Genomic DNA, 24,903 nt, shown 5'->3' with positions numbered 1-24,903 from the left:
CTGCATCCGATCTGTTGGATTTCGCCCGGAATCATTGCAGCGAGACGTTAAGCAATAGCGAAAGAACCAAAGCTTAGGAAAAGTCTCTAAGTCTCGGTCATTTAAGGATTTTAAACCATAGAGCACCTAGGCTGGCAGGTTGATGGCCGGTTTCGCGGGGAAACCGGCCGTGCACCGCCGCGAAAGGCCGCCAGATGTCCAAGATCCAGGGCCCCTCAGCCAAGACCGCCCCCGGCCGCGCCGGGGCCGCCCTCTTGCTGTGGACGCTGCCGGCGCTGCTCGGCGGCTGCGACGCGATCTATGACGATACCAAGGGCTGGGCCAACCGCCTGGAGGCTTCCATCCTGGAGACCGCCCACGAGTTGGACGAGGAACCCGACGCCCAGGAAGCTGAGCACTATACGCCGGAGGTGGTCGAGACGCCGCGCGCGCCCCGGGCGGCCATGCCCCCGAAGCAGCCGCCAGCCGCCGTGCCACCCCAGGCCGTGGCCAGCCAAATGGCCAGGCCGGCCTCGTCGGCGGAGCCGGAGGGCGCGGTCGCCGACGCGGCCAGCGGCCTGCTTGTCCCGGCACCCAAGGCCAAGGCCGAGACAACCGAAACGGCCGCAAAGGACGGCAAGAAGACCGGCGGAACCAGCAAAGACGCCATCGCGAAGAACGACGGCAAGAAGCCGCAGAAGGCCCAGGGCAAGTCGGCAAAGGCCGCCATGCCGCCCCTGCCAAAGCGGAAGCCCCAGATAGCTGCAGTGGCCCCGGAGAAAGAATCCAAGGCATCGTCGAAGGAACCTTCGAAGGAGCCCGCGGAGACACCGTCCCAGGAGCCCGTGCAGACGGCCAAGACGGACAACGCCCACGCCATGGTGCTGCACCTCTCTTCCTTGCGCAGCGAGGAAGCGGCCAAGCGGGAGTGGAGCAACCTGAAGCGTGATTTCCCGGTGGCGCTCAGCGGGATGGAGGCGGAGATCCGCCGCACCGAGCTGGGCGACAAGGGCACCTTCTACCGGGTCCTGGCCGGCCCCCTGCCCTCGCGCACCGCCGCCCGGGAGGTCTGCGCCGAGGTCAAGGCCCGCAACGTCAAACAGTATTGCCGCGTCCTGCCGTCGCCGCCGGCACAGAAATCCCCTTCCTGAGCCCCCAGCGCCCCAGGCCTATAGGGTAGTGGTCACCGCGGTCCCGGAAACAGCTCGGCGCTGCGTCCGGTGACGTAGTAGACCGCCAGTCCGAGCCACTCGTGCAGAGCCGCGCCGGCCAGGCCGAACGAACCGCCGATATCACGCGGCCAGAGGAGGTTGTCCGGCTCGGTCTTGTAGTCGACCGGATAGGGCAGCAGCGGCAGGCCGGCGGACCGGAAGCTGGCGACGGCACGCGGCATGTGCGCGGCCGAGGTGACCAGCAGCCAGGGGCCCCCCGCCGTATCCCCCTCATCACCGAGCAGTCCCATCGTGAGGCGCGCGTTCTCCGCCGTGTTGCGGGATTCCGCCTCGAAGCGCACCTTCGACATGTCGACGCCCAGTTGCTCGAAGAGGCGCTGAGTGATCTCGGCCTCGTTCCAGCCCCGCAGCCGCAGGCGCCCGGAAAAACCCGAGACGACGATCGGCAGCGCCGGCATGGCCCGGTGCAGGGCCACCACGGTGGTCAGGCGCTCGGCGCTGTCATTCAGCGCCACCTGGCCGCGGGTTGCCGCGACAGCGCCGCTGTCCGTCGCGCCGCCCAGGACGATGATGCCGGCAAGGGCGCCGGAGTCTACCTGGGGAGCGGGAAAGCGGTTCTCCAGGCTGCGCAGGGCAAGCTCCGGCAGCGGGGTCAGCACGATGGCGCCGCCGTAGAGCAGTAGCACGGCGCCGAAGAAACGCGCGCCGCGGTGCCAGCCAAAGCGTCGGCAGCCCAGCCAGGCCAGGAGACAAAACAGCAGGCTGTTTAGCGGCTTCACCAGAAACCAGCCGACCTTTGATAGGAAGAAGAAGGCGGTAGCCATTGACTTTCCTCAGCCTTTCAGCGGCACGTGCATACAAAAAAGCCGCTCCGGCGAGGACCGGAACGGCTTTCTTGAAGAATGGTCGGAGCGGCGGGATTTGAACCCACGACCCCCACACCCCCAGTGTGGTGCGCTACCAGGCTGCGCTACGCTCCGCAAAAACCGGGACCGCCGGAACCAGGGCCGCAAAAACGGCACGGCGCCCTTCGCGGCCCTGTATAGCCGGGCTCTTGGGGGAAGGCAACGATTCCTCTCGGCCCCCGGCGCCAGCCGCCGGCAGGCCGGGCTCCCCCTCAGGAAGCCCCCTTGCCGGCCGCCTTCAGCATGTCTCTCAGCTCGCTCAGCTCGTCGATGGCGGCCTGGATCTCCTTGGTCCGATCGCCGCTCCCCGTGGCCACCGGCGCGGCCGCCGGCTCCTCGCCGCCGTCCTTGCCGCGGCCCTCGCGCAGCAGGCGCTGGACACCCTTGATGGTGTAGCCCTCGCTGTAGAGCAGATCCCGGATACGCCGCAGCAGGCTGATGTCTTCCGGCCGATAATAGCGGCGCCCCCCGCCCCGCTTCAGCGGCCGCACCTGGCTGAACTTGCCTTCCCAAAACCGGAGAACGTGCTGCGGGACGTCGAGTTCGTCGCTGACCTCGCTGATCGTCCGAAAAGCTGCTGCTGATTTTCCGGCGGGTCGACTTGCTGGCATGCTGACCTTTGTTTTGTCCAGCTATCCGAAGACGCTAAGCTTCAACTTCATTCTGGGCCGGGGCCGGGCTGCTGAGCGCATTGTTGATGCGGTTCTTCAGCACGTGCGAGGCCCGGAAGACCAACACCCGACGCGGCAAAATCGGCACCTCTTCGCCGGTCTTCGGATTACGGCCAATACGCTCGCCCTTCTCGCGCACCGAGAAGCTGCCAAAGGACGACAGCTTCACCATCTCGCCACGCACCAGGGCGTCAGATATCTCATTCAGGACCGATTCGACCAGTTCCGCGGACTCGTTCCGCGACAGTCCAACCTCCTGATAAACGGCCTCGCTCAGGTCCGCCCGGGTTATCGTCCCACCGGCCATTCCCCCCTCCTATTGCGTTCGACCAACAGCGAAGCTTAACGCACCCGAATTTGGGGGTCAATTATCTAGGGAATACCGTGGGATGCGGCTAATTTTTGACGCAAATTCGGAAGGCTGCCCTTTACCCCCCCGATCAGAGGGGCCGCGCTACCAGCGGACCAGGGCCGAACCCCAAGTGAATCCGCCGCCCATGGCCTCCATGCAGATCAGGTCGCCACCCTGGATGCGGCCGTCGTTTACGGCCTCGGTCAGCGCCAGGGGGATGGAGGCGGCCGAGGTGTTGGCGTGGCGGTCCACGGTCACCACCACCCGGTCGCTGGGCAGGTTGAGGCGCCGGCCCATGGATTCGATGATGCGGATGTTGGCCTGGTGCGGCACCAGCCAGTCGATATCGCCGGGCGTCAGGCCGTTGGCGTCCAGGGCCGCGTCGATGGCCTCGGCCATGCGCACCACGGCGTGGCGGTAGACCTCCTTGCCCTCCATGCGCAGGTGGCCGACCTTGCCGGTGGAGGACGGCCCGCCGTCGACGTAGAGAGCGTCATGGTGGCGGCCGTCGGAATAAAGGTGGGTCGACAGCACGCCCCGGGCGCTGGCCGCCCCCGCCCCGTTGGTGGCCTGCAGCACCACCGCGCCGGCGCCGTCGCCAAACAGCACGCAGGTGGTGCGATCCTCCCAGTCGAGGATGCGCGAGAAGGTCTCAGCGCCGATCACCAGGGCCGTCTTGGCCTGGCCGACGCGCAGGAAGTTGTCGGCCACCGAGAGGCCATAGACGAATCCGCTGCACACCGCCTGCACGTCGAAGGCCGCGCCCTGGGTGACGCCCAGGTGCTCCTGAATGCGCGTCGCGGTCGCCGGAAAGGTCTCGTCCGGCGTCGACGTCGCGCAGATGATCAGATCGACGTCGGCCGGTGAGATGCCGGCCTGGGCCATGGCTTCCTTGGCCGCGGCGGTGCCGAGGTCGGAGGTCATCTCCCCTTCGGCAGCGATATGGCGCTGGCGGATGCCGGTGCGCTGGCGGATCCACTCGTCGGTGGTATCAACCTTTTTCGCGAGGTCTTCGTTGGTGACGATCTGGGCGGGCAGATAGGCTCCGCAGCCCGTGACGATGGAACGATGCATATTTATACGACTGCCGCCTGAGCGTTACCGGGACTACGGTCCAGAAGGGTGAGGTCGGAGCGAATCTTCTCGATGATATCATGGCGATGCATGTCCACCGCAACGCCGATGGCGTTGGCGAAGCCCAGAGCGTCGGTGCCGCCGTGGCTCTTCACGGCAATGCCGTTCAGACCGAGGAACATTGCGCCGTTGTAGCCGCGCGGATCGACGCGCTTGCGCAGCTTGCGCATGGCCGGGCGTGCCAGCAGGTAGCCGAGGCCGGCCAGCACCGACGAGCGGAAGGTATGGCGCATGTATTCGTTGATCAGCTTTGCCGTGCCCTCGGCCGTCTTCAACGCCACGTTGCCGGTGAAACCGTCGGTGACGATCACGTCGGCCGTGCCCTTGGCGATGTCGTCGCCCTCGACGAAGCCCAGGAACTTCCCGGGCAGGCCGCTGGCGCGCAGGATGGCGCTGGCTTCCTGCAGCGACTCGTGCCCCTTGATCTCTTCGGAGCCGACGTTCAGCAGGGCGTAGCTCGGCGCCTGCAGGCCCAGCACCGAGCGCGCGAAGGCGTTCCCCATGACCGCGAAGTCGACCAGGTTCTGAGCGTCGCACTGAACATTGGCGCCCAGGTCGAGCATGACCGATTCGCCGCGCAGGGTGGGAAAGAAGGAAGCGATGGCCGGCCGGTTGATGCCCGGCAGGGTCTTCAGCACGAACTTGGCCATGGCCATGAGCGCGCCGGTGTTGCCGGCGGAGACGACGCAATCGGCCTCACCCGCCTGCACCGCATCGATCGCCAGGCGCATGCTGGACTGGCGGCCGCCGCGCAAAGCCACCGAGGGCTTGGCGTCGCTGCTCACCACGTCATCGGTGTGACGCAGGGTGGTGACTTCCTGCAGGCGGCCCTTGCTCTTCAGCAGAGGCGCGACTTCGCGCTCCCGCCCGAACATGATGAAGCGGACCTCGGGAAAGCGTTCCAGCGCAATAGAAGCGCCACGCACCACCATCTTAGGGGCAGCGTCGCCGCCCATGGCATCCAATGCGATTGTGAGCGCCTTGCCCATGTTTCCTCATAAGGCAGGCCCGCCGATGCGGCGGCCGTATCGGCCACCCGGCGGGCGACTACCTAGAGACCCTCGGATTCCGTGACTTCCCGGCCGTCGTAGTGACCGCAGGCCGGGCAGACATGGTGGGGGCGCTTCAGCTCGCCGCAGTTGGAGCACTCGTGGTAGCTCCCGGCGGCCAGGGCATCGTGGGCCCGGCGCTGATTACGACGCGATTTGGAAATTTTACTCTTAGGAACAGCCATGATTTTCGTCTTTCATCGTCAAGCGACAGCCGACATCTCAAGCGCCTAATTAGCCAATCTAGGCCCGTGCAGCAAGCAAAGCCGGGGTAACGTCGCAGATAAATCTTAACCTATTTGTCACCTTTCAGCACCTTTAGCGCCGCAAAAGGTCCCTCTTTCTCTTCCACCTCCGGTGGCCGGTACTGCACTGGGATCTCCGCCCCCGGCGCCCGGGGGTAGGGATCCAATGCAACCGACAGTTCCTGAACCACCAGTTCGCCCAGATCGATGCCCTCCTCCGGCAGGACCTCGGCGGGATCGGCCGCTTCCGGGTCGATCAGAACGTCGTCGTCCGGGGCCGCCGCGCGCCCGTCGCCGGGCTCAAAAGCCGCCTCGAGATCACCGGCGAGGCTCTGAGGAACAGGCTCCAGCGTGACCACGCAGCCCTGCTGTACCTCCGCCTCCCAATGCCCCTGGACCCGGAACAGTCGGCCGCCGACAGACTTCACCGTTGCCTGTGCCGTCAGCCGCTCGACGCTCAACAAACCCAGTCGCCGGGCCACCGCGTCACGCTCGTCGGCCGTGGCCTCGATCGACTCTGATACCGCAGGGCCGCCCAGGCGGTCCGGCGCCACGATCCGCGAAAACTCGTTGGTTGCCTCTGCGGCTGAACCCGACATGGCGATCCTCCGCTTCCGGCCCGAAAAGCGGCGCACCATAGGGGTTGCGCGGGGCTGGGTCAATCCCCTTCCCGGCCCCCCGCCACAAGCCGCCGAGCGCCGGAAATCTGCGCTTTTTCAACCCTTCGCCGAGGCCTCCGGGACCGCCGCGGGGGGCGCCGCGAAGGTCAGTCGGCCCTGGCGCAGTTCAACACCTTCCTGGGCCTCCAGGGCCGCCGTCTGCGCCAGGATGTAGGCGGCCAGGGCGGCGGTATCGCCGGCCTCCGCCGGCAGGGTGCCGAAAGCATTGCGCCGCAGCACGGTCTCCAGTTCCCCGGTTCCGCGCGGAGCAATCGCGTCCAGGGCCGCCTCGTAGGCGCTCAGCCGCCCCATGAAGCCCTCGGCCATCCTTCTCACCCGCTTGCCGACCCCCAGGTCGCCCGCCCCCATTTCCCTGAGAGAGCGGTCCATATCGGTGAAGAAGACCTCCTGCAGGGCCTGGGCCAGGTCGAGACCGTCCGGGAAATCCCGCTTCAGGCGGCGCAGCACCAGGACCAGATGCAGCACGATGGCCTCGAATCGGCCGTCCACGCTGTCCGGCACCCCGTAATCCCGGTACAGAACGGGGTTGCGGGCCTGCGCCACGATTATCTCGTACAGGGGCCAAGCCTGCTCGCTGCGCGGCTGAGGGTCGAAGAGGCGCTTCCAAATCATCGGTCTAGGGTCACGAAGGCTGGGTAAAGGGCGGCGTCCGGGCCGCGACGGCCGGGGACTAACTCCAATTAAGGTCTTGAAATGGCACCACCCGCGGGTTTAATCAAGCTATTCGGGGTCAAATGAGAGGTATGACGTGAAAGCGACGAAGCGAGGCCGCCTCGGCAAGAACCTGCCGGGTCTGGGCGTTTGCCTGGTGCTGGCCTGTGCCACCGTCGGGCTGTCGGCCTGCGGCAACACTGTCCAGCTGCGCGGCAACACGCCGGACCCTGAGGACGTCGCCGCGATCCAGCCGGGCGTGCAAAGCCGCCAGGACATCATCGATCTGCTCGGCTCGCCCTCCACCGTGTCCACCTTCCAGGACCGCAAGTGGTACTACATCGGGCAGAAGACCGAGGAGATCGCCTTCATGAAGCCGACGGTGATCGACCGCAAGGTGCTCGTCATCACCTTCGACGAATCCGGGCTGGTGGAGAGCACCAGGAACTACACCATGGCCGATGCGCAGGACGTCGATCCGGTCGACCGCGAGACGCCGACCGAAGGGCGCGACCTGACCCTGCTGCAGCAGCTGTTCGGCAACATCGGCAGATTCTCCAGCCCGCTTTAACGCAGGCCCGCTGAGGCCCGGAGCGACAGAACACAAGAAAAGGCCCTGGAAGCGCGCTGCTTCCAGGGCCTTTCTCATTGCGCCCTTCCCTTCCCCCATCGTGGGGAAAGGGAAGAGCAGAGCACCTTAGTGGGCCAGTGCCGCCAGCAGCAGCAGAGCCACGATGTTGGTGATCTTGATCATCGGGTTCACGGCAGGGCCGGCGGTGTCCTTGTAGGGGTCACCCACCGTGTCGCCGGTCACCGCGGCCTTGTGGGCCTCGGAGCCCTTGCCGCCGTGATTGCCGTCCTCGATGTACTTCTTGGCGTTGTCCCAGGCACCGCCGCCGGCCGTCATGGAGATGGCGACGAAGATGCCGGTGACGATGACGCCCAGCAGCATGGCGCCCACGGAGCTGAGCGCCGCAGCCTTGCCGCCGATCGCCAGGATGACGAAGTACAGCACGATCGGCGAGAGCACCGGCAGCATCGAGGGGATGATCATCTCCTTGATTGCCGCCTTGGTCAGCAGATCGACACAGGTGCCGTATTCCGGCTTGCCGGTGCCTTCCATGATGCCCGGGATCTCCTTGAACTGGCGCCGCACCTCAATCACCACCGAGCCGGCCGCACGGCCGACCGCGGTCATGCCCATGGCCCCGAAGAGATAGGGCAGCAGGCCGCCGATGATCAGGCCGACCACCACGTAGGGGCTGGCCAGCGAGAAGTTGACCGTCTCACCCACCGCAAGCTGAATCGCGCCCTCGGCAATGAAGAGGTCGAGGTCCGAGGTGTAAGCCGCGAAGAGCACCAGAGCGCCGAGACCGGCGGAGGCGATGGCATACCCCTTGGTCACCGCCTTGGTGGTGTTGCCGACGGCGTCCAGGGCGTCGGTGGTCTTGCGCACCTCGGCTTCCAGATCGGCCATCTCGGCAATGCCGCCGGCGTTGTCGGTCACCGGCCCGTAGGCATCCAGCGCGACGACCATGCCGGCCAGCGCCAGCATGGTGGACACCGCAATGGCGATGCCGAGCAGGCCGGCCAGCAGGAAGGTGATGATGATGCCGGCGCAGATGATCAATGCCGGAACCGCCGTGGCTTCCATGGAGATGGCGAGCCCCTGGATCACGTTGGTGCCGTGGCCCGTTACCGAGGCCTTGGCGACCGAGCGCACCGGGCGGTATTCAGTGCCGGTATAGTACTCGGTGATCCAGATGATCGCACCGGTCACCACCAGGCCGACGATGCCGCAGAGGTAGAGGTCGAGCCCGCTGAAGGTGATGCCGCGGGTCGTCATCATGGTGTCCATGCCGATCACGTAGTCGGTTACCGGCCAAAGCAGCACCGCGGAGATCACCGCCGAAGCGATGAAGCCCTTGTAGAGGGCGCCCATGATGTTCTGGCTCGCGCCCAGCTTCACGAAGAAGGTGCCGATGATGGAGGCAATGATGCAGGCGCCGCCCAGAGCCAGCGGATAGATCACCACGGAACTGATGTTGGGATCCTGCACCGCGAAGATGGTGGCCAGCACCATGGTCGCGACCACCGTGACCACGTAGGTCTCGAAGAGGTCGGCGGCCATGCCCGCGCAGTCGCCCACGTTGTCGCCGACGTTGTCGGCGATCACCGCCGGGTTGCGGGGGTCGTCCTCGGGGATGCCGGCCTCGACCTTGCCCACCAGGTCGGCGCCGACGTCGGCGCCCTTGGTGAAGATGCCGCCGCCGAGACGGGCGAAGATGGAAATCAGCGAGGCGCCGAAGCCGAGGGCCACCAGGGCGACGGAGATATCACGCTCGGGAACCTTCATTCCCAGCAGAATCGCGTAGTAGCCGGCGACCGCGAGCAGCGCCAGGCCGGCCACCAGCATGCCGGTAATGGCACCGGCCCGGAAGGCGATGGAAAGTCCCTGCGCCAAGCCCTTGCGGGAAGCCTCGGCGGTGCGCACGTTGGCGCGCACCGAGACGTGCATGCCGATGTAGCCGGCCGCGCCCGAAAGGATCGCGCCGATCAGGAAGCCGATACCTTCCTTCCAGCCCAGGAAGATGCCGAGCAAGATGAAGATGACGATACCGACCATGCCGATCGTCCGGTACTGGCGGTTCAGGTAGGCCTTCGCGCCCTCCTGGATCGCCCCGGCGATCTGTTGCATTCGCTCGTTCCCCGCCGGCGCCGAGAGCACCGACCGCGACGCCCAGACACCGTAGAGCAGTGCCAGCCCGCCGCAGCCGATCACCAAGTACAAGATTTCCATATGGAGTTCCCTCAAGATAAATTAGTCCAACCTGCATTTCGCAGGCCGGGCGCCAGATTCGCTGCCCCATCGGAGCGCCCCAGAATCGCGCGGAAAATGCCAGAACCGGTCTGCGATAGCAACCGTTTGCGCGCCGCCGGGCGGCGGGACCTCAACGTTATGACTAGGCCGTCTGGCGGCGGTGCAGCCACAGGGGCGCCAGGGTGGCGACCAGGACTGGCGCGATGATGCCGATATTGACCGCCTGCCAGCCGAAACCGCTGAAAATCGCACCGGAGGCGAGCGCGGTGACCGCGGTGGTACCGAAGACCATGAACTCGTTGAAGGCCTGCACCCGGGACTGCTCCTCGACGCGGTAGGTCTCGGTGAGGAGCGCGGTGCCGCCGACGAACATGAAGTTCCAGCCGATCCCCAGCAGGACCAGGGCGCCCCAGAACTGCAGCACCTCGACGCCCGTCAGGTTGATCGCGGCGCAGCCCAGCACCAGAGCGCCGCCGACGGCAATGACCCGCTCCGCCCCCACCCGGTGGATGATGTGCCCGGTGAAAAAGGACGGCGCGTACATGCCGACCACGTGCCATTGGATGACAAAGGCCGCGGTTTCAAAGGGATGGGCGCAGGCCACCATGGCCAGCGGGGTCGAGACCATGACCAGGTTCATGGCCCCGTAGGCGACCATGGCGCAGAGCACCGCGACGATCAGGGGCGGCTGGCGGATAATCTCCCTCAGCGGCCGGCCCTTGCCGCGCTCGTGCAGCGAAAGCGGCGCCGGCAGCGCGACGAACTGGACCAGCACCAGGGTGCCGAAGGCCAGCACCGACACCGCCGCGTAGCCGCCGGCGAAGAGCACAGGGGCGAAGAGCTCCTTGCTCCACTTGGCCAGCTCGGGGCCCAGGATCGCCGCGACCACGCCGCCGACCATCACGTAGGAGATCGCCTTGCTGCGGTGCCCGGCCCCGGCCACATCGGCCGCGGCGAAGCGGTAGAGTGCCACGTGGGTCGCGAAACCGCCGAGGAAAGCGGCACCGAGGCAGAACAGCCAATAGTCGGCTTTGAAGACCGCCAGGCAGGACACCACGCCGCCGGCAATGCCCAGCAGGCTGCCCAGGGTGAAGCCGGCCCGCCGTCCATAGCGGCCCATCAGGAGGGAGGCCGGGATGGTCATCGCGGCGGTGGCCACGAACTGCAGGGCCAGCGGCAGGGTCGCCAGAGCCGGCGTCGGCGCCAGGGAGCTGCCGACCAGGGCCGTGATGGTGATGGAAAGCGCCAAGCAACTCATGCCCAGCGCCTGGCAGACCGCCAGGATCGCCACGCTGGGCATGTTGGACCGCTCGTGTGCTACCGATTCCATGGCGCCAAGCTAGCCCATCGCGGCGCGAAAGGCAGTCTGCAATCTTGGCGCGCAAGGCAGCTATGCGTAGGGCTGGCGGCTGTGGAAGCCGTTGCGGCGGTCAGACCTTGCGCGGCTGACGACGTTCCAGTTCGCGCAGGATAATCTCGGAGACGACCCCCTTGCCCAGCAGGCGGTCACAGACTCCCATGAGCCGCTGCTTCACAAGGTCGGACTCGAAGCCCGCGTTGCGGACGACCCGCAGGGCAAAGAGGCTGTGCAGCTCGGTCAGAAAGGCGTGGCGCAGGCGCGCCTTGTTTTGCTGGGTCATGCCGGCGTCGTAGTTGTCGGCCAGCAGCAGGGTGATGTCCATGGACACGTGATGGGTGACCTCGGCCTCCTGGATCAGGGAAATCACCAAAGGCGTGTCCATCGGAATGTAGACCGGCTCCGGCTTGTTGATCTCGGCGATCAGCTCATTGGTGCGTTCGGCGCCCGGTCCCATGAGGAACCACCACGCCGCCCCGCCGCCGCCGAGCAGCAGGATCAAAGCCACACCAATGAGAACAATGTTGCGCAAGGCGCGAAACCCACCCGAAAACCCGGAAATCCGAAGCTTCGTGATAAGCCTTTGCGGTAAAGATGGCGTTAAGGGTTAAGATTCTGAAAAGACTTCTAGAAATGGCTCCAGCCGGTGGCCTCCAGAGCCACCTCGGCGCCATCGGCGCCGCGCACCGCCAGCCCCGGTTGCGGCCGCGCCCGGCCGATCCGGGTAATCGGCACGCCGCAGCGCTCGGCCAGCGCGGCAATCGCATCCTTCTGCGCCGGCGCCGCCGCGAAGAGCAGCTCGTAGTCGTCGCCGCCGGCCAGCAGGCGCTGGGCCGGCGCCCCCAGGGCCGCCAGACCCGCCTGCGCCGCCGCGCTGAAGGGTACCGACGGCAGGTCGATCTCCGCCCCCACGCCCGAGGCTTCCAGCAGGTGGCCGAGGTCGGCGGCGAGGCCGTCGGAAACGTCGAGGGCCGAGCGGGCCAGCCCTTCCTCGAGCAGCGCGCGGCCGACCGCGAGGCGAGGCTGCGGCAAACGGTAGCGCGCGACCAGTGCCTCTCGTGTGGCGGCGTCCAGGCCGTCGAGCTCGCCGCGCAGCGCACAGAGGCCCAGATAGCCCTCGCCCAGCGACCCGGTGACATAAAAGTCATCGTCAGCCTTGACCGAGCCCCGGTCAAGCACGGTCTCCCCGGCGACCTTGCCGAACGCGGTGAGGCTCAAAGTCATGGGGCCTGGCGTGCCCGTGGTGTCGCCGCCGAAGAGCGTCACGCCGAAGATCTTCTGATCCGCCGCCAGGCCCTCGGCGAAGCGGGCGATCCAGGTCTCCTGGATGTCGAGGGGCCAGGCCGAAGCCAGCAGGTACCCGAAAGGCGTCGCGCCCATAGCCGCCAGATCGGAAAGATTGACCCGCAGCAGCTTCTTGGCGACCAGGTCCGGCGGGCAGTCGAGGAAGTGCCGCCCCTGGATCATGGTATCGACGGTGGTGACCAGCCGCTCACCGCGGGAGACCGGCAGCACGGCGGCGTCGTTGTGCAGGCCGAAGGTGCCCTCCGCCTGTGCCGCCAGCGGCGCGAAGTAGCGCTCGATCAGTTCGAACTCGCCGGCGCGCTTGCGGTCCTTGGTCGCCATCGCCGCGCCCTCAGCGCAGCTTGGAGAGGTCCGCCTCGCCGCCGAACTCCTCGGCCCGCAACACGTGGGCCAGGCGGTCCAGCAGGCCGTTCACGAAGGCGGTCTCGCGGCCGTCGAAGAAGGCGTTGGCGAGATCGACGTACTCCGAGATGACGACCCGCGCCGGCACCTCCAGGCGCTCGGCCAGTTCGAAGGTCGCCGCGCGCAGCAGGGCGTGCAGCAGGATCTCCAGCCGATCGAGGCTCCAGTCCTCGTCCAGCACGGCGGCAATCATGTCGTCCAGCTCGTCGCCCGTCTTGGCGACGCCTTCCACCAGTTCAGTGAGGAGTTCACGGTTCACCGAGGCGTGCTTCAGCCCCTCGATATCCTCGTCGATGCGGTGCTGCAGGAACTCTCGCAGCACCTCCCCGGCGCTCTGGTCACCCACGACCACCTGGTAGAGAGCCTGCACCGCCAGCAGGCGCGCGGCGCTGAGGCCCGAGGGGCGTTTGCGCTTGCCGCCGGAGGCCGGCTTCGGATTTGGCGTATCGGTCACGTATCGCGGGTCCAAAAGAGCCGACCTGATGTCAGCGGGGGAAAAGATGAAAGCGGCGCTTCACATCGAGCATCGCAAGGCAGGCCTCGGCGGCGTCCCTGCCCTTGTTCTTCTGATCGACGGCAGCGCGCACCCAGGCCTGCTCCATGTTCTCGCAGGTGAGGATGCCGTAGCCAAGCGCCAAGGTGTGGTCGCAGGCGAGATCTTGCAGCTTGCGGGCGCTTTCGCTGCAGACATAGTCGTAATGCGTGGTCTCGCCGCGGATCACGCAACCGAGGGTGACATAGCCGTCGAAGCGCCGCCGCCCGGCGAAGAAATCCATGGAGCGCACCGCCATGCGGATCACTGCCGGAATCTCGAAGACCCCCGGCACGGTGACCCGCTCGTGGGTCACGCCGGCTTCGTCCAGCGTCGTGCTGGCGCCCTCGTAGAGGGCGTCGGCGATGTCTTCGTAGAAGCGCGCCTCCACCACCAGGATGTGCGGGTTCACGTGATTGCCGTCGCTCATGCCCCGCCTCTCACGCCTTGCCGAGCGGCTCGATGGCGCGCTGCCCGACAACTTTCAGGCCATAGCCTTCCAGGCCGACGATGGTGCGCTTGGTGTTGGACAGCAGGATCATGTCGCGCACCCCGAGGTCGAGCAGGATCTGCGCGCCGACGCCGTAGTCGCGCAGCTGCGCGCCGCCCTTGGGCTCGCCCCCCAGGCGCGATTCCAGAGAGCTGGAAAGCGCATCGGCGGAAGGCTCGCGGATCAGCACCACGACACCGCGCTCGGCCTCCCCGATCATGCGCATGGCCTGCTGCAGATCGCCGGCCTTCCCGCTGGCGCTGTCGCCGAGTACATCGTCCAACACGTTCATGGCATGCATGCGCACCAGCACCGGCTCCTCGCCTTTGATATCGCCCTTCCACAGCGCCACGTGCTCGGCGTAGTTCAGCGTGTTGACGTAGAGCGCCAGGTTGAACTCGCCGCCGTAGCGGCTGGAGAAGCGGCTGTTCAGGCGACGCTCGACAAAGTGGTCATGGCGCCGTCGGTAGGAAATCAGGTCGGCGATGGTGGCGACCTTGAGGCCGTGGCGCTGGGCGAAGGCGATGAGGTCGTCGCGCCGCGCCATGGTGCCGTCGTCGTTCATGATCTCGCAGATCACGCCGGAGGGGTTGAGCCCCGCCAGGCGGGCCAGGTCGACCGCGGCCTCGGTATGGCCGGTGCGCACCAGCACACCGCCGTCGCGCGCCATCAGCGGGAAGACGTGGCCCGGCGTGGTGATGTCCTCGTGGTCCTTGCTGGGGTCGATGGCCGTGGCCACGGTGCGCGCGCGGTCCGGCGCGGAGATGCCGGTGGTGATGCCCTCGCGCGCCTCGATGGAAACCGTGAAGGCGGTCTGATGGCGGGACTCGTTCTTGCTCGCCATCAGCGGCAGGCCCAGCTCCTCGATGCGCTCGCGGGTCAGGGCCAGGCAGATCAGGCCGCGGCCGTAGCGCGCCATGAAGTTGATCGCGTCCGGCGTCGCCATCTGGGCCGGGATGACCAGGTCGCCCTCGTTTTCGCGCGACTCGTCATCGACCAGAATGAACATGCGGCCGTTGCGCGCCTCCTCGATGACCTCCTCGATGGGGGAGACCATCTCGCTGAAGGTGAGCCGCCAGGGTTCCTCGGACTTGTTCATCTAGAAACTCAATCCATTTTCGTCGGCCCTCAGGAGGCCGCCAGGAGACGCTGAACGTAGCGCGCGAGCATGTCGATTTCCAGGTTAACCCGGTCGCCCGGCTGCTTGCCGCCCAAGGTGGTGGCCTCCGCCGTGTGGGGGATGATGTTGACGCCGAAACGGCGGCCGTCGACCTCGTTGACCGTCAGCGAGACACCGTCTAGCGCCACCGACCCCTTGGAGGCAATAAACTTCGCCAGCTCCGCCGGCGCCTCGAAGGTGAAGCGGATCGAACCCTGCTCGGCCCGCCGCCCGGTGACCACGGCGATGCCGTCGACGTGGCCGGAGACGATGTGGCCGCCCAGCTCGTCGCCCAGTTTCATGGCGCGCTCGAAGTTCACCGGCGTGCCCGGCGCCCAGTCGCCCAGGGTGCTGCGCGACAGGGTCTCGCCCGAGACGTCGGCGGCGAACCAGCCCGGCCCCTTGTCGACCAGCGTCAGGCAGACCCCGGAACAGGCGATGGAGGCGCCCTCGGTGATCCCGGCGGTGTCGTAGCCGGTCACGAAGACGAAGCGGCTGTCGCCGCCGGCCCCGCCGGCGGCTGTCCCGGGGCTCTCGATCGCCTTGACCGCGCCGAGGTCTGTAATGATGCCGGTGAACATAGGGAACCTTCAGGTTTCCGCGCTGTAGATGTCGATGCGGTCGTGGCCGAGCTGGGTCATCGCGGCCTGGAGGAACTTAGGCGCCTGCTCCAGACGATCAACCCCGAAACCGGAGACTGCGGCCAGCCCGTCGCCGCCGATGACCAGCGGCGCCTGGAACCAGGCCAGGCGGTCGACCAGCCCGCCGCGCAGCAGCGAGGCCGCCAAATGGCCGCCACCCTCCACCAACAGGCGTGTGACCCCGCGCCCGCCCAGGTGGTCGAGCGTCGCGGCCGGGGAGACGTGGCCGTCGGCGTCGGTTTCGACCTGGATCACCTCGACCCCCGCGTCCTCGTAGGCCCGCAGGCGCTCGTGCGGGTTGCCGTCGTGGGTCACCAGCAGGGTCGGCACCTCGCCCGCCCGCGCCACCAGGTCGTGGGTCAGCGGCAGGCGCAGGCGGCCGTCGACCACCACCCGCAGGGGATGGCGGCCTTCCATGCCCTCCAGGCGCACGTCGAGGCGCGGGTTGTCGGAAACCGCGGTGCCGCTGCCCACCAGCACGGCGTCGGCGCGGGCGCGCAGCAGATGGGCGCGGCGCCGGGCCAGCGGGCCGGTGATCCACTGGCTGTGGCCGCTGTGGGTGGCGATGCGTCCGTCCAGGGAGGTGGCCAGCTTCAGCACCACCAGGGGACGGCCCTTGATGACGCGCTTCAGGAAGCCGGCGTTGAGGCGCTCGGCCTGGGCGCGGCAGACCCCGACCTCCACGGCGATGCCGGCCTCGCGCAGCTTCTTCAGACCCTGCCCGGCCACACGGCTGTCCGGGTCTTCCAGGGCGGCGACGACGCGGGCCACGCCGGCGGACACCAGGGCCTCGGCACAGGGCGGCGTCTCGCCGTGGTGGGCACAGGGCTCCAGCGTCACATAGACGGTGGCGCCAGCAGCCGCCGACCCGGCCTGGCGCAGGGCCTCGGTTTCCGCATGGGGGCGGCCGCCCGGCTGGGTCCAGCCGCGGCCGACGACACGGCCGTCCTTGACGATGATGCAGCCCACGGCCGGGTTGGGCGCCACCCGGCCCAGCCCGCGCGCCGCCAGCGTCAGGGCGGCGCGCATGAGTTGGAGGTCAGTCGTCTCCGTCACCGAGCTTGCCGATGAACTCTTCGAAATCGCGGGCCTCGCGGAAGTTGCGGTAGACCGATGCGAAGCGCACATAGGCCACCTGATCCAGGGTCGCCAAAGCGTCCATGACCAGCTCCCCGATCAGCTTGGTCGGGATCTCCGACTCTCCGGAGGATTCCAGGCGGCGCACGATGCCGTTCACCACCCGCTCGATACGCTCCGGGTCGACCTGACGCTTCTGCAACGCCGTGGTCATGGAGCGCAGCAGCTTGTCCCGGTCGAAAGGCTCGCGCTTGCCGGTGGATTTCACCACCGTCAGCTCGCGCAGCTGCACTCGCTCGAAGGTCGTGAAACGCGCGCCGCAGTTCGGGCACTGGCGGCGCCGCCGGATGGCCGAATTGTCTTCGGTCGGCCGCGAGTCTTTGACCTGCGTGTCCTCGTTACCGCAAAACGGACAGCGCATTTATCCCCCTCTTCTTGCTCCCAGTCGTTCGGCGCCGCCCTGCACGGCGCCCGCAGGGCCTTCCGGCCCCTCACTCGTGCTCAGATATCCAGGTCCGGATAGATCGGAAAGCGGTGGCACAGCGCCTTCACCTCGGCGCGCACTTCTTCCTCCAGCTTGGCGTTGCCTTCCGGGTTCTGCGCCAGGCCGTCCAGCACCTGCCCGATGAAGGCGCCGACCTGCTTGAACTCGGCGGTGCCGAAACCGCGGGTCGTCGCCGCCGGGGTGCCGAGGCGGATGCCCGAGGTTACCGTCGGCTTTTCCGGATCGAAGGGCACGCCGTTCTTGTTGCAGGTGATGCCGGCGCGGTCCAGGGCCTCCTCGGCGATGTTGCCGGTCAGCTTCTTGGGCCGCAGGTCGACCAGCATCAGGTGGGTGTCGGTGCCGCCGGAGACGATATCGAAGCCCTCGTCGATCATGGCCTGGGCCAGGGTCTTGGCGTTGTCCACGACGTTCTGGGCGTAGACCTTGAACTCCGGCTTCAGGGCCTCGCCGAAGGCCGCCGCCTTGGAGGCGATGGCGTGCATCAGCGGGCCGCCCTGCAGGCCCGGAAAGGCCGCGGAGTTGATCTTCTTGCCCAGTTCCACGTCGTTCGACAGCACCATGCCGCCGCGCCCGGCGCGCAGGGTCTTATGGGTCGTGGTGGTCACCACATGGGCGTGCGGCAGCGGGCTGGGGTGCACCCCGGCCGCCACCAGGCCGGCGAAGTGGGCCATATCGACCATGAAGTAGGCGCCGATCTTGTCGGCGATCTCGCGGAAGCGCGGGAAGTCGATGAAGCGCGGATAGGCCGAGCCGCCGGCGATGATCAGCTTCGGCTTGTGCTCCTGGGCCAGCTTCTCGACCTCGTCAAAGTCGATCAGGCCGTCTTCCTTGCGCACGCCGTACTGCACCGCGTTGAACCACTTGCCCGAGAGGTTCGGCTTGGCGCCGTGGGTCAGGTGGCCGCCGGCCGAGAGCGCCAGGCCCATGATGGTGTCACCCGGCTGCAGCAGGGCCAGAGCGACGCACTGGTTGGCCTGGGCGCCGGAGTGCGGCTGGACGTTGACGAACTCGCAGCCGAAGAGCTGCTTGGCGCGCTTGATGGCCAGTTCCTCGGCCACGTCGACGTATTCGCAGCCGCCGTAGTAGCGACGGTGCGGATAGCCCTCGGCGTACTTGTTGGTCAGGACCGAGCCCTGGGCCTCCAGCACCGCCAGGGAGACGATATTCTCCGAGGCGATCAGCTCGATCTGGTCCTGCTGGCGGCGCAGTTCACCACGGATGGCCTCGGCCAGTTCCGGGTCGGTTTCGCTCAGGTGCGCGGAAAAGAAGCCGTTCTGCATTGGCAGGGTCTTGGCGGCATTCGCTGCGGTCATCGTCGCTTGCTACTCCTCGAAGGGGCCGGCCGGCCCCGGTTTCAACCCAGTTTCTCGACACGGCGGACGTGGCGATCGCCCGCAAACTCAGTGGTCAGGAAGGCGTCCAGACAGTCCTTGGCGACCACCTCGCCGACCAGGCGGGCCCCCAGGGCCAGCACGTTGGCGTCGTTGTGTTCGCGGCAAAGGCGCGCCGTGGTGATGTCGTGGCACAGCGCGGCGCGGATGCCGGGATGGCGGTTGGCGGCTATGGAGATGCCGATGCCGGTGCCGCAGACGACGACCCCGCCGTCGACCTTGCCCGACGTCACGGCCTCGGCCACCGCTTTGCCGAAATCGGGGTAGTCGACCGAGTTGGTCGCGTCGCCGGTGCCGCAGTCCAGCACCTCATATCCGGAGGAACGCAACTCCTCGACCAGCTTCGCCTTGAGGTCGTAGCCAGCGTGATCGGAGCCGATTGCGATCGACTTGAATGCCATGGTCGGGGGAACGCCTGCCTGTCTCGGAAAAACCGGCGGACCCTACCATATGTCGCAATCTCATGAAAAGGCGCCACAAGGTCTCGCGGCACCTCAGGAGCGGCATCATTTGTCGCAGAGGCGGCAATCCGCCTCCGAAGCCGTGCTCCGGGGTTAGACGAGCATCCCGCCGCGCTGTCCGGCGGCGCGCTTGGCCAGGACGTATTCCAGCTTCTGGGCGGCGAGGCGCTCCAGTTGCACCTGCCCGGCCGAGGGCGGCCCGACGATGCTGACCTCGGCGGAGGTCAGGGTGTCCACGGCGGAAACCTTGACGTATCCGCCGACCCGCTGGAATTCGAAGATTATTTCACGTGCTTGAGGCATGGCTTCATTTTCAATCATCTATGGCAAACAAATCCTTAACAGCCTGATGTTGCGGAATTAAGGCAGCTGGATGACAGCCTCGCGCGGGGCCGCTTTTGCGTCCCTGGCCCCACCGCACACGGCTTTAGGCGCCGCGGAAATTGCGCTATATCTGGGCCAAGAGCGCCGACCTAAAACACGCTCATTTGGGCAGACACCCCTTACAAGGAATGAAATCCATGTCGCAGGCCACCGCCGCCACCGGCTCCAGCACCCCCGCCAGCCCCGCCCCGGGCAAGGCCAAGTTCGTCTGGGAGGACCCGCTGCTGCTGGAAGAGCAGCTCAGCGAGGAGGAGCGCATGGTGCGCGACGCGGCCCGGGCCTATTGCCAGGACCAGCTCATGCCGCGGATACTGGAGGCCAACCGCCATGAGATCTTCGATCGGGCCATCTTCACCGAAATGGGCGCCCTGGGCTTCCTCGGCTCGACCATCCCCGAGGACTACGGCTGCGCCGGGGTCAACCACGTCTGCTATGGCCTCATCGCCCGCGAGGTGGAGCGGGTCGACAGCGGCTACCGCTCGGCCATGTCGGTGCAGTCCAGCCTGGTCATGCACCCGATCTACAGCTACGGCACCGAGGACCAGCGCCAGAAGTACCTGCCGCGTCTGGCGACCGGCGAACTGGTCGGCTGCTTCGGCCTGACCGAGCCGGACCACGGCTCCGACCCCGGCGGCATGAAGACCCGCGCCAGAAAGGTCGAGGGCGGCTACCGCCTGAAGGGCGCCAAGATGTGGATCACCAACTCCCCCATCGCCGATGTCTTCATCGTCTGGGCCAAGGACGACAGTGACACCATCCGCGGCTTCATCCTGGAAAGGGGCATGGAGGGGCTCTCCACCCCCAAGATCGAGGGCAAGTTCTCGCTGCGCGCCTCGATCACCGGCGAGATCGTCATGGACGACGTCTTCGTGCCGGAAGAGAACCTGCTGCCGAACGTCGAGGGCCTGAAGGGGCCCTTCGGCTGCCTCAACAAGGCGCGCTACGGGATCTCCTGGGGCGCGCTGGGCGCCGCCGAGTTCTGCTGGCACGCCGCGCGCAGCTATACCCTGGAGCGCAAGCAGTTCGGCCGCCCCTTGGCCGCCAACCAGCTGATCCAGAAAAAGCTCGCCGACATGCAGACCGAAGTCACCATCGGACTCCAGGCCTGTCTGCAGCTCGGCCGCCTGCTGGATGCCGGCAAGGGCGCGCCGGAGGCCATCTCGCTGGCCAAGCGCAATTCCTGCGGCAAGGCGCTGGACATCGCCCGCACCGCCCGTGACATGCACGGCGGCAACGGCGTGTCCGACGAGTACCACGTCATCCGCCACGTCATGAACCTGGAGGCGGTGAACACCTACGAGGGCACCCACGACGTCCACGCCCTGATCCTGGGCCGCGCCCAGACCGGCATCCAGGCCTTCTTCTAAGTCGTCCTATCGGGAGAGCGTCCCGCCGCCCAAGAATGCGGAAAGCCCCGGCCGGATGGCCGGGGCAATCGCTAAGGTGCGAGGGATGCGTGCAGAACACGCGCCCGAGCAACCCGGTGGGCGCGTGGGGGGAAACTCTGTTACGCAGCCGGGCTCAGGTTCCGGGCCATGCTGGCCGGGGTCGACCAGAACTGCTGGACACGGCGCAGCGCGTGGTTGGCCGAGTCCAGGGCCTCTTCGGAAATCTGAATGTCGTCCAGCTGGGTCGAATGCTGGTCGAACAGCGCGGAGAGGCTGCGGAAGACTTCGACGCCCTTGTCGGCTGCGCGCACGTGGAACGAGCGGCGGTCGTGCGGCGAACGCTCCTGGATCAGATAGCCGTTCTCGACCATCTTCTTCACGTTGTAGGAGACGTTGGAGCCGAGGTAGTAACCGCGCTGGGTCAGCTCGCCGATGGAGAGCTCTTCCTCGCCAATGTTGAACAGGATGAGCGCCTGAACGTTGTTCAGGTCGCGGATGCCCTGGCGATCGAGATCGGCCTTGATGACTTCAAGGCACTGGCGGTGCAGTCGCTCGATCAGCCCGATCAGTTCGAGATACTTAGCCTTCACGGAACCCTCGCATATTCTCAGTTCATAAAACCGATGGCTTTATTGCAAAGATTACCGGGAAGCCCGTTAAACTTTACTTAACAGGTTCTCGAATTATCCAATTGATTCCATTGATATTTTTTCGGAAAACCGGCGAATGTCACAGGCAACTCTCAGCTATCGCAACACGTCAGCGGCCCCTGGAATCAACCTCCGGAGGGCCGCGCCCCTGCCCCGGAGGCCCGCCGGTCAGTCCTTGGCGCCGCCGATCAGCTTGATGATGGCCGAATAGTCGAGGCCGCCGTTGCCCGCATTGACGAAGAGCGTGTAGAGCGCCGCCGCCTCGGCACCCAGCGGGGTGGCAGCGCCCACATGGTCTGCCGCCGCCTGCGACAGCTTCAGGTCCTTGTGCATCATCGCCGCCGCGAAACCGGGCTGGTAGTCGCGGTTGGCCGCCGAGGTCTCGACGATGCCCGGCACGGGATTGTGGTTGATCATGGCCCAGCAGGAGCCGGAAGCGTTAGAGCTGATCTTGAACAGGGTCTTGGGGTCGAGGCCCAGCTTCTCGCCCAGGCTGAAGGCCTCCGAGACGGCGATCATCGAGATGCCGAGAATCATGTTGTTGCAGATCTTTGCCGCCTGGCCGTTTCCGGCCCCGCCGGCGTGGACGATGTTGCGCCCCATGATCTCGAACAGCGGCTTGCCCTTGGCGAAGGCCTCCTCCGAGCCGCCGACCATGAAGGTCAGCATGCCGGACTCGGCGCCGGCCACGCCGCCGGAGACCGGCGCGTCGAGCATGGGGTGCCCGGCCCCGGCCGCCGCCGCATGCACATCGCGAGAGGTCGCCACGTCGATGGTGGAGCAGTCGATGAAGAGAGTTCCCGTGGCGGCCTTGGCCAGCAGGCCCTCGTCGCCCAGGTAGACAGCGCGCACGTGCTGGCCGGCCGGCAGCATGGTCACCACTGCCTCGGCGCCCTCGACGACGCCCGCGGCTGCCCCGGCAACGGTGATGCCGGCCTCGCCCGCCGCCTTGCAGGCGGCCTTCGAAAGGTCGAAGCCGACGACCTCGTGGCCATCCTTTGCCAGATTCTTGGCCATGGGCAGACCCATGTTGCCCAAGCCCAGAAATCCGATGCGCGCCATTCTTTCCTCCCCGTATCAAATGATCCGCCCTCTGCGGGCCTTGTCCGCTCCCTCGGGAACTCGTCAATCTTGCGCCAGCGGCGCCCCGGGTGCCAGAGGGCACTCAGGGGAAAGTGAGATCACGCTCCCCAAGGGATCGGAAGTGCGCCTCGACCAGCTCCGCCGAGACCTCCGACAGGTCGTCCGGCGCCCACTTGGGCTGCTGGTCCTTGTCCACCAGCAGCGCGCGGATGCCTTCGTAGAAATCCCTGCCGGCCATGAAGGCCTGGCTCATCCGGTACTCCTGGATCATCGCCTGGTCGAATTCCAGCTCTGCCCCCTTTTCCAGCTGGGCAAAGGTTACCTTCAGACTGGTCGGCGACTGCTTGCGGATGATGGCGGCAATCTTCGCCGCCCAGTCGTCTCCGGCCTTGTCCAGTTCCGCCAGGATCGATTCCACCGAGCGGGCCGAGAAGCAGTGGTCGATGAGCTGCTGATGTTCGGCCAGGACCGAAGCACCGGGATCGGCCTTGAAGCGTTCGATGAGGCCGTCGACCAGCGTGTCCGGCTGCGCCGCGGTCCAGTCCAGCCCGGCAAAGGCCGCCACCAGCTCGTCCCGGCGCTCGCTGGGCACGTAGTCGGTCGCGACGCCGCAGTAGACGGCATCGGCGGCGCTGAGCCGCCAGCCGGTAAGCGCCAGGAAGAGACCGATCCGCCCCGGCAGGCGCGGCAGGAAATAGGTGCCGCCGACGTCGGGGAACAGCCCGATCCCGACCTCCGGCATGGCCACCATGGTCCTGTCACCGGCGACCCGGTGGCTGCCGTGCACCGAGAGGCCGACGCCGCCGCCCATGGTGATGCCGTCGATCAGGGCGACGTAGGGCTTGGCGAAGACGTGGATCTTGCGGTTGAGCCGGTACTCCTCGCGGAAGAACTCCTCGGTCAGCGGGTCGCCCTGGCGGCCCGCCTCCCACACGGCGCGAACGTCGCCGCCGGCGCAGAAGGCGCGCTCCCCCGCCCCTTGGATCACCACCGCCTTGACGCTGGCGTCCTCCTGCCAGGCGGCGAGCTGCAGGTTCATCTCGTGGATCATCGCCAGCGTGAGGGCATTGAGCGCCTTGGGCCGGTTCAGGGTGATGAAGCCGGCGCCGTGTTTCACATCAAACAGGATTTCCTGTTCCTCACTCATGGGCTCTCACTCGCAGGACATCATGGGATGGAAAAAGAAGCAGCGTTCACTCGGCCAGCAGCTTGCGGGCGATGATCACGCGCATGATCTCGTTGGTGCCTTCCAGGATCTGGTGCACGCGCACGTCACGGAAGTAGCGTTCGACGGGGTATTCACGGATATAGCCGTAGCCGCCGTGGAGCTGCAGCGCCTCGTTGCAGACCTTGAAGCCGACATCGGTGGCGAAGCGCTTGGCCATGGCACAGCGTTGCGTCTTGTCGGGCGCGTTGCCGTCGATGGCCATCGCTCCGCGCCAGGTCATGAGGCGCGCCGCCTCCAGCTCGGTCGCCATATCGGCCAGCTTGAACTGGAGGGCCTGGAAGCTGGCCAGCGGCTTGCCGAACTGCTTGCGCTCCTGCAGGTGCGTCTTGGCCGCCTCCAGGCAGGCGCGGGCGCCGCCCAGCGAACAGGCGGCGATATTCACGCGGCCGCCGTCGAGCCCCATCATGGCGAACTTGAAGCCTTCGCCCTCTTCACCCAGGCGGTTGGCGACAGGCACGCGCGCGTCCTCGAAGATCACCGCCGCGGTCGGCTGGCTGTTCCAGCCCAGTTTCTTCTCCTTCTTGCCGAAGGAGAGGCCCGGCGTGTCCTTGGGCACGATCAGCGCCGAGACGCCCTCCGCGCCCGGGCCGCCGGTGCGGCACATGACCAGGTAGACGTCGCTGGCGCCACCGCCGGAGATGAAGGCCTTGGAGCCGTTCAGCACGTAGTCATCGCCGTCGCGCAGCGCCTTGGTCTGCAGCGAGGCCGCGTCGGAGCCCGCGCCGGGCTCCGTCAGGCAGTAGCTGGCGAAATGCTGCATGGTCAGCAGCCGGGGCAGAAAGGCCTCGCGCTGGGCGTCGCTGCCGAAGCTGTCGATCATCCAGGCGACCATGTTGTGGATCGAGATGTAGGCGGCGGTCGAGGTGCAGGCGGCGGCCAGTTCCTCGAAGATCACCGCCGCGTCCAGGCGCGTCAGGCCGCTGCCGCCCGAGCCCTCGCGCACGTAGATGCCGGCCAGGCCCAGGGAGGCCGCCCGGCGCAGCGTTTCCACAGGGAACTCGGTCTCTTCGTCCCACTGCGCGGCGTAGGGGGCCATTTCCTCGCCGGCAAACTGCCGCGCCATGTCCTGGAAGGCGCGCTGTTCATCGTTCAGTTCAAAGTTCATCAGGAAACGTCCGGGCGGACTCATGGTTGCGGGTGCATCGGCGAGCCGCGATGATAGTCCGCCCCTTGCGACTGTCAATGAGCGCC

28 protein-coding genes and 1 tRNA gene are annotated in these 24,903 nt (G+C 66.8%); 3 read left to right on the top strand and 26 right to left on the bottom strand.

Annotated features, from left to right (window positions below; genetic code table 11):
- Positions 1-194: 194 nt before the first annotated feature.
- On the top strand, positions 195-1,130 hold the full coding sequence (locus tag H7X47_RS23695; RefSeq protein ID WP_193371244.1) for an SPOR domain-containing protein: 936 nt from the start codon (positions 195-197) through the stop codon (positions 1,128-1,130).
- 32 nt (positions 1,131-1,162) lie between these two features.
- Here the strand turns inward: H7X47_RS23695 and H7X47_RS23690 are convergent, their stop codons facing one another.
- The 9 genes from H7X47_RS23690 to H7X47_RS23650 all read right to left on the bottom strand — a co-directional run bounded on the left by H7X47_RS23690 (position 1,163) and on the right by H7X47_RS23650 (position 6,799).
- Positions 1,163-1,975 carry a YdcF family protein gene (locus H7X47_RS23690; RefSeq protein WP_193371243.1) on the bottom strand — a complete coding sequence of 271 codons (813 nt, stop codon included), beginning with the start codon at positions 1,973-1,975 and terminating at the stop codon, positions 1,163-1,165.
- 79 nt (positions 1,976-2,054) lie between these two features.
- A tRNA-Pro gene (locus tag H7X47_RS23685) sits at positions 2,055-2,131 on the bottom strand.
- A gap of 137 nt (positions 2,132-2,268) precedes the next feature.
- The gene (locus tag H7X47_RS26480) at positions 2,269-2,667 is read right to left on the bottom strand and encodes a MerR family transcriptional regulator (protein ID WP_193371242.1); all 399 of its coding nucleotides are present in this window, start codon (positions 2,665-2,667) and stop codon (positions 2,269-2,271) included.
- Positions 2,668-2,701: 34 nt separating this feature from the next.
- The gene (locus H7X47_RS23675) at positions 2,702-3,034 is read right to left on the bottom strand and encodes an integration host factor subunit alpha (RefSeq protein ID WP_193371241.1); all 333 of its coding nucleotides are present in this window, start codon (positions 3,032-3,034) and stop codon (positions 2,702-2,704) included.
- Positions 3,035-3,181: 147 nt separating this feature from the next.
- Positions 3,182-4,153: a beta-ketoacyl-ACP synthase III gene (locus H7X47_RS23670; RefSeq protein ID WP_193371240.1), complete on the bottom strand. Its 972-nt coding sequence runs from the start codon at positions 4,151-4,153 to the stop codon at positions 3,182-3,184.
- A 2-nt stretch (positions 4,154-4,155) separates the two neighbouring features.
- Positions 4,156-5,202, bottom strand: coding sequence for a phosphate acyltransferase PlsX (gene plsX, locus H7X47_RS23665; protein ID WP_193371239.1), 1,047 nt, complete (start codon positions 5,200-5,202; stop codon positions 4,156-4,158).
- 62 nt (positions 5,203-5,264) lie between these two features.
- On the bottom strand, positions 5,265-5,447 hold the full coding sequence (gene rpmF, locus H7X47_RS23660) for a 50S ribosomal protein L32 (protein WP_193371238.1): 183 nt from the start codon (positions 5,445-5,447) through the stop codon (positions 5,265-5,267).
- Between the two features lie 110 nt (positions 5,448-5,557).
- Complete coding sequence (locus H7X47_RS23655) at positions 5,558-6,106, bottom strand: YceD family protein (RefSeq protein ID WP_193371237.1); 549 nt, start codon at positions 6,104-6,106, stop codon at positions 5,558-5,560.
- A 117-nt stretch (positions 6,107-6,223) separates the two neighbouring features.
- The gene (locus H7X47_RS23650) at positions 6,224-6,799 is read right to left on the bottom strand and encodes a ubiquinol-cytochrome C chaperone family protein (RefSeq protein WP_193371236.1); all 576 of its coding nucleotides are present in this window, start codon (positions 6,797-6,799) and stop codon (positions 6,224-6,226) included.
- A gap of 136 nt (positions 6,800-6,935) precedes the next feature.
- On the opposite strand from H7X47_RS23650, the gene H7X47_RS23645 reads away from it, so the two are divergent.
- Positions 6,936-7,409: an outer membrane protein assembly factor BamE gene (locus H7X47_RS23645; protein WP_193371235.1), complete on the top strand. Its 474-nt coding sequence runs from the start codon at positions 6,936-6,938 to the stop codon at positions 7,407-7,409.
- Between the two features lie 126 nt (positions 7,410-7,535).
- On the opposite strand, the gene H7X47_RS23640 is transcribed toward H7X47_RS23645, so the two are convergent.
- From H7X47_RS23640 to H7X47_RS23580, 13 genes are all read right to left on the bottom strand, one after another.
- Positions 7,536-9,638 carry a sodium-translocating pyrophosphatase gene (locus H7X47_RS23640; RefSeq protein ID WP_193371234.1) on the bottom strand — a complete coding sequence of 701 codons (2,103 nt, stop codon included), beginning with the start codon at positions 9,636-9,638 and terminating at the stop codon, positions 7,536-7,538.
- Positions 9,639-9,801: 163 nt separating this feature from the next.
- On the bottom strand, positions 9,802-10,989 hold the full coding sequence (locus tag H7X47_RS23635; protein ID WP_227010749.1) for an MFS transporter: 1,188 nt from the start codon (positions 10,987-10,989) through the stop codon (positions 9,802-9,804).
- Between the two features lie 100 nt (positions 10,990-11,089).
- Positions 11,090-11,548, bottom strand: coding sequence for a flagellar basal body-associated FliL family protein (locus tag H7X47_RS23630; protein WP_193371233.1), 459 nt, complete (start codon positions 11,546-11,548; stop codon positions 11,090-11,092).
- Between the two features lie 95 nt (positions 11,549-11,643).
- Entirely contained in the window at positions 11,644-12,642 is a 999-nt protein-coding gene (thiL, locus tag H7X47_RS23625; RefSeq protein ID WP_193371232.1) for a thiamine-phosphate kinase, read from the bottom strand.
- A 10-nt stretch (positions 12,643-12,652) separates the two neighbouring features.
- Positions 12,653-13,177 carry a transcription antitermination factor NusB gene (gene nusB / locus H7X47_RS23620; protein ID WP_193371231.1) on the bottom strand — a complete coding sequence of 175 codons (525 nt, stop codon included), beginning with the start codon at positions 13,175-13,177 and terminating at the stop codon, positions 12,653-12,655.
- Between the two features lie 31 nt (positions 13,178-13,208).
- Complete coding sequence (ribH, locus tag H7X47_RS23615; protein WP_193371230.1) at positions 13,209-13,685, bottom strand: 6,7-dimethyl-8-ribityllumazine synthase; 477 nt, start codon at positions 13,683-13,685, stop codon at positions 13,209-13,211.
- 10 nt (positions 13,686-13,695) lie between these two features.
- Positions 13,696-14,844: a 3,4-dihydroxy-2-butanone-4-phosphate synthase gene (ribB, locus tag H7X47_RS23610; RefSeq protein ID WP_193371229.1), complete on the bottom strand. Its 1,149-nt coding sequence runs from the start codon at positions 14,842-14,844 to the stop codon at positions 13,696-13,698.
- A gap of 29 nt (positions 14,845-14,873) precedes the next feature.
- Positions 14,874-15,485, bottom strand: coding sequence for a riboflavin synthase (locus H7X47_RS23605; protein ID WP_193371228.1), 612 nt, complete (start codon positions 15,483-15,485; stop codon positions 14,874-14,876).
- Positions 15,486-15,494: 9 nt separating this feature from the next.
- Positions 15,495-16,574 carry a bifunctional diaminohydroxyphosphoribosylaminopyrimidine deaminase/5-amino-6-(5-phosphoribosylamino)uracil reductase RibD gene (gene ribD, locus H7X47_RS23600; RefSeq protein ID WP_193371306.1) on the bottom strand — a complete coding sequence of 360 codons (1,080 nt, stop codon included), beginning with the start codon at positions 16,572-16,574 and terminating at the stop codon, positions 15,495-15,497.
- A 10-nt stretch (positions 16,575-16,584) separates the two neighbouring features.
- Positions 16,585-17,043, bottom strand: a complete 459-nt coding sequence (nrdR, locus tag H7X47_RS23595; RefSeq protein WP_193371227.1) for a transcriptional regulator NrdR — start codon at positions 17,041-17,043, stop codon at positions 16,585-16,587.
- Between the two features lie 80 nt (positions 17,044-17,123).
- On the bottom strand, positions 17,124-18,407 hold the full coding sequence (gene glyA, locus H7X47_RS23590; RefSeq protein ID WP_227010763.1) for a serine hydroxymethyltransferase: 1,284 nt from the start codon (positions 18,405-18,407) through the stop codon (positions 17,124-17,126).
- 74 nt (positions 18,408-18,481) lie between these two features.
- Positions 18,482-18,919, bottom strand: a complete 438-nt coding sequence (gene rpiB / locus H7X47_RS23585; protein ID WP_193371225.1) for a ribose 5-phosphate isomerase B — start codon at positions 18,917-18,919, stop codon at positions 18,482-18,484.
- A 153-nt stretch (positions 18,920-19,072) separates the two neighbouring features.
- Positions 19,073-19,282 (bottom strand): DUF6898 family protein, encoded by a 210-nt coding sequence (locus tag H7X47_RS23580; protein ID WP_193371224.1) that lies wholly within the window; start codon positions 19,280-19,282, stop codon positions 19,073-19,075.
- Between the two features lie 218 nt (positions 19,283-19,500).
- Here H7X47_RS23580 and H7X47_RS23575 point away from each other — a divergent pair, with 218 nt between their 5' ends.
- On the top strand, positions 19,501-20,730 hold the full coding sequence (locus tag H7X47_RS23575) for an acyl-CoA dehydrogenase (RefSeq protein WP_193371223.1): 1,230 nt from the start codon (positions 19,501-19,503) through the stop codon (positions 20,728-20,730).
- Between the two features lie 140 nt (positions 20,731-20,870).
- Here H7X47_RS23575 and H7X47_RS23570 read toward each other — a convergent pair whose 3' ends face one another.
- The 4 genes from H7X47_RS23570 to H7X47_RS23555 form a co-directional block, all read right to left on the bottom strand.
- Positions 20,871-21,341 carry a MarR family winged helix-turn-helix transcriptional regulator gene (locus tag H7X47_RS23570; RefSeq protein WP_193371222.1) on the bottom strand — a complete coding sequence of 157 codons (471 nt, stop codon included), beginning with the start codon at positions 21,339-21,341 and terminating at the stop codon, positions 20,871-20,873.
- A gap of 228 nt (positions 21,342-21,569) precedes the next feature.
- Complete coding sequence (gene mmsB, locus H7X47_RS23565) at positions 21,570-22,463, bottom strand: 3-hydroxyisobutyrate dehydrogenase (protein ID WP_193371221.1); 894 nt, start codon at positions 22,461-22,463, stop codon at positions 21,570-21,572.
- Positions 22,464-22,566: 103 nt separating this feature from the next.
- On the bottom strand, positions 22,567-23,631 hold the full coding sequence (locus H7X47_RS23560) for an enoyl-CoA hydratase/isomerase family protein (RefSeq protein ID WP_193371220.1): 1,065 nt from the start codon (positions 23,629-23,631) through the stop codon (positions 22,567-22,569).
- Between the two features lie 46 nt (positions 23,632-23,677).
- Positions 23,678-24,817 carry an isobutyryl-CoA dehydrogenase gene (locus tag H7X47_RS23555; RefSeq protein WP_193371219.1) on the bottom strand — a complete coding sequence of 380 codons (1,140 nt, stop codon included), beginning with the start codon at positions 24,815-24,817 and terminating at the stop codon, positions 23,678-23,680.
- Positions 24,818-24,903 lie beyond the last annotated feature (86 nt).

The sequence above is a fragment of the Pelagibius marinus genome (assembly GCF_014925385.1).
Lineage (GTDB): Bacteria > Pseudomonadota > Alphaproteobacteria > Kiloniellales > Kiloniellaceae > Pelagibius > Pelagibius marinus.
The sequence above is the reverse complement of the archived record's forward strand: the minus strand, read 5'-3'. Positions and strand labels throughout refer to the sequence as shown.

What these genes read in the sequence shown, in the direction of transcription:
- H7X47_RS23695 (WP_193371244.1), top strand. Translation starts at nt 195, where the DNA reads ATGTCCAAGATCCAGGGCCCCTCAGCCAAGACCGCCCCCGGCCGCGCC.
- H7X47_RS23690 (WP_193371243.1), bottom strand. Translation starts at nt 1,975, where the DNA reads ATGGCTACCGCCTTCTTCTTCCTATCAAAGGTCGGCTGGTTTCTGGTG.
- H7X47_RS26480 (WP_193371242.1), bottom strand. Translation starts at nt 2,667, where the DNA reads ATGCCAGCAAGTCGACCCGCCGGAAAATCAGCAGCAGCTTTTCGGACG.
- H7X47_RS23675 (WP_193371241.1), bottom strand. Translation starts at nt 3,034, where the DNA reads ATGGCCGGTGGGACGATAACCCGGGCGGACCTGAGCGAGGCCGTTTAT.
- H7X47_RS23670 (WP_193371240.1), bottom strand. Translation starts at nt 4,153, where the DNA reads ATGCATCGTTCCATCGTCACGGGCTGCGGAGCCTATCTGCCCGCCCAG.
- plsX (WP_193371239.1), bottom strand. Translation starts at nt 5,202, where the DNA reads ATGGGCAAGGCGCTCACAATCGCATTGGATGCCATGGGCGGCGACGCT.
- rpmF (WP_193371238.1), bottom strand. Translation starts at nt 5,447, where the DNA reads ATGGCTGTTCCTAAGAGTAAAATTTCCAAATCGCGTCGTAATCAGCGC.
- H7X47_RS23655 (WP_193371237.1), bottom strand. Translation starts at nt 6,106, where the DNA reads ATGTCGGGTTCAGCCGCAGAGGCAACCAACGAGTTTTCGCGGATCGTG.
- H7X47_RS23650 (WP_193371236.1), bottom strand. Translation starts at nt 6,799, where the DNA reads ATGATTTGGAAGCGCCTCTTCGACCCTCAGCCGCGCAGCGAGCAGGCT.
- H7X47_RS23640 (WP_193371234.1), bottom strand. Translation starts at nt 9,638, where the DNA reads ATGGAAATCTTGTACTTGGTGATCGGCTGCGGCGGGCTGGCACTGCTC.
- H7X47_RS23635 (WP_227010749.1), bottom strand. Translation starts at nt 10,989, where the DNA reads ATGGAATCGGTAGCACACGAGCGGTCCAACATGCCCAGCGTGGCGATC.
- thiL (WP_193371232.1), bottom strand. Translation starts at nt 12,642, where the DNA reads ATGGCGACCAAGGACCGCAAGCGCGCCGGCGAGTTCGAACTGATCGAG.
- ribH (WP_193371230.1), bottom strand. Translation starts at nt 13,685, where the DNA reads ATGAGCGACGGCAATCACGTGAACCCGCACATCCTGGTGGTGGAGGCG.
- ribB (WP_193371229.1), bottom strand. Translation starts at nt 14,844, where the DNA reads ATGAACAAGTCCGAGGAACCCTGGCGGCTCACCTTCAGCGAGATGGTC.
- H7X47_RS23605 (WP_193371228.1), bottom strand. Translation starts at nt 15,485, where the DNA reads ATGTTCACCGGCATCATTACAGACCTCGGCGCGGTCAAGGCGATCGAG.
- ribD (WP_193371306.1), bottom strand. Translation starts at nt 16,574, where the DNA reads ATGCGCGCCGCCCTGACGCTGGCGGCGCGCGGGCTGGGCCGGGTGGCG.
- nrdR (WP_193371227.1), bottom strand. Translation starts at nt 17,043, where the DNA reads ATGCGCTGTCCGTTTTGCGGTAACGAGGACACGCAGGTCAAAGACTCG.
- glyA (WP_227010763.1), bottom strand. Translation starts at nt 18,407, where the DNA reads ATGCAGAACGGCTTCTTTTCCGCGCACCTGAGCGAAACCGACCCGGAA.
- rpiB (WP_193371225.1), bottom strand. Translation starts at nt 18,919, where the DNA reads ATGGCATTCAAGTCGATCGCAATCGGCTCCGATCACGCTGGCTACGAC.
- H7X47_RS23580 (WP_193371224.1), bottom strand. Translation starts at nt 19,282, where the DNA reads ATGCCTCAAGCACGTGAAATAATCTTCGAATTCCAGCGGGTCGGCGGA.
- H7X47_RS23575 (WP_193371223.1), top strand. Translation starts at nt 19,501, where the DNA reads ATGTCGCAGGCCACCGCCGCCACCGGCTCCAGCACCCCCGCCAGCCCC.
- mmsB (WP_193371221.1), bottom strand. Translation starts at nt 22,463, where the DNA reads ATGGCGCGCATCGGATTTCTGGGCTTGGGCAACATGGGTCTGCCCATG.
- H7X47_RS23560 (WP_193371220.1), bottom strand. Translation starts at nt 23,631, where the DNA reads ATGAGTGAGGAACAGGAAATCCTGTTTGATGTGAAACACGGCGCCGGC.
- H7X47_RS23555 (WP_193371219.1), bottom strand. Translation starts at nt 24,817, where the DNA reads ATGAACTTTGAACTGAACGATGAACAGCGCGCCTTCCAGGACATGGCG.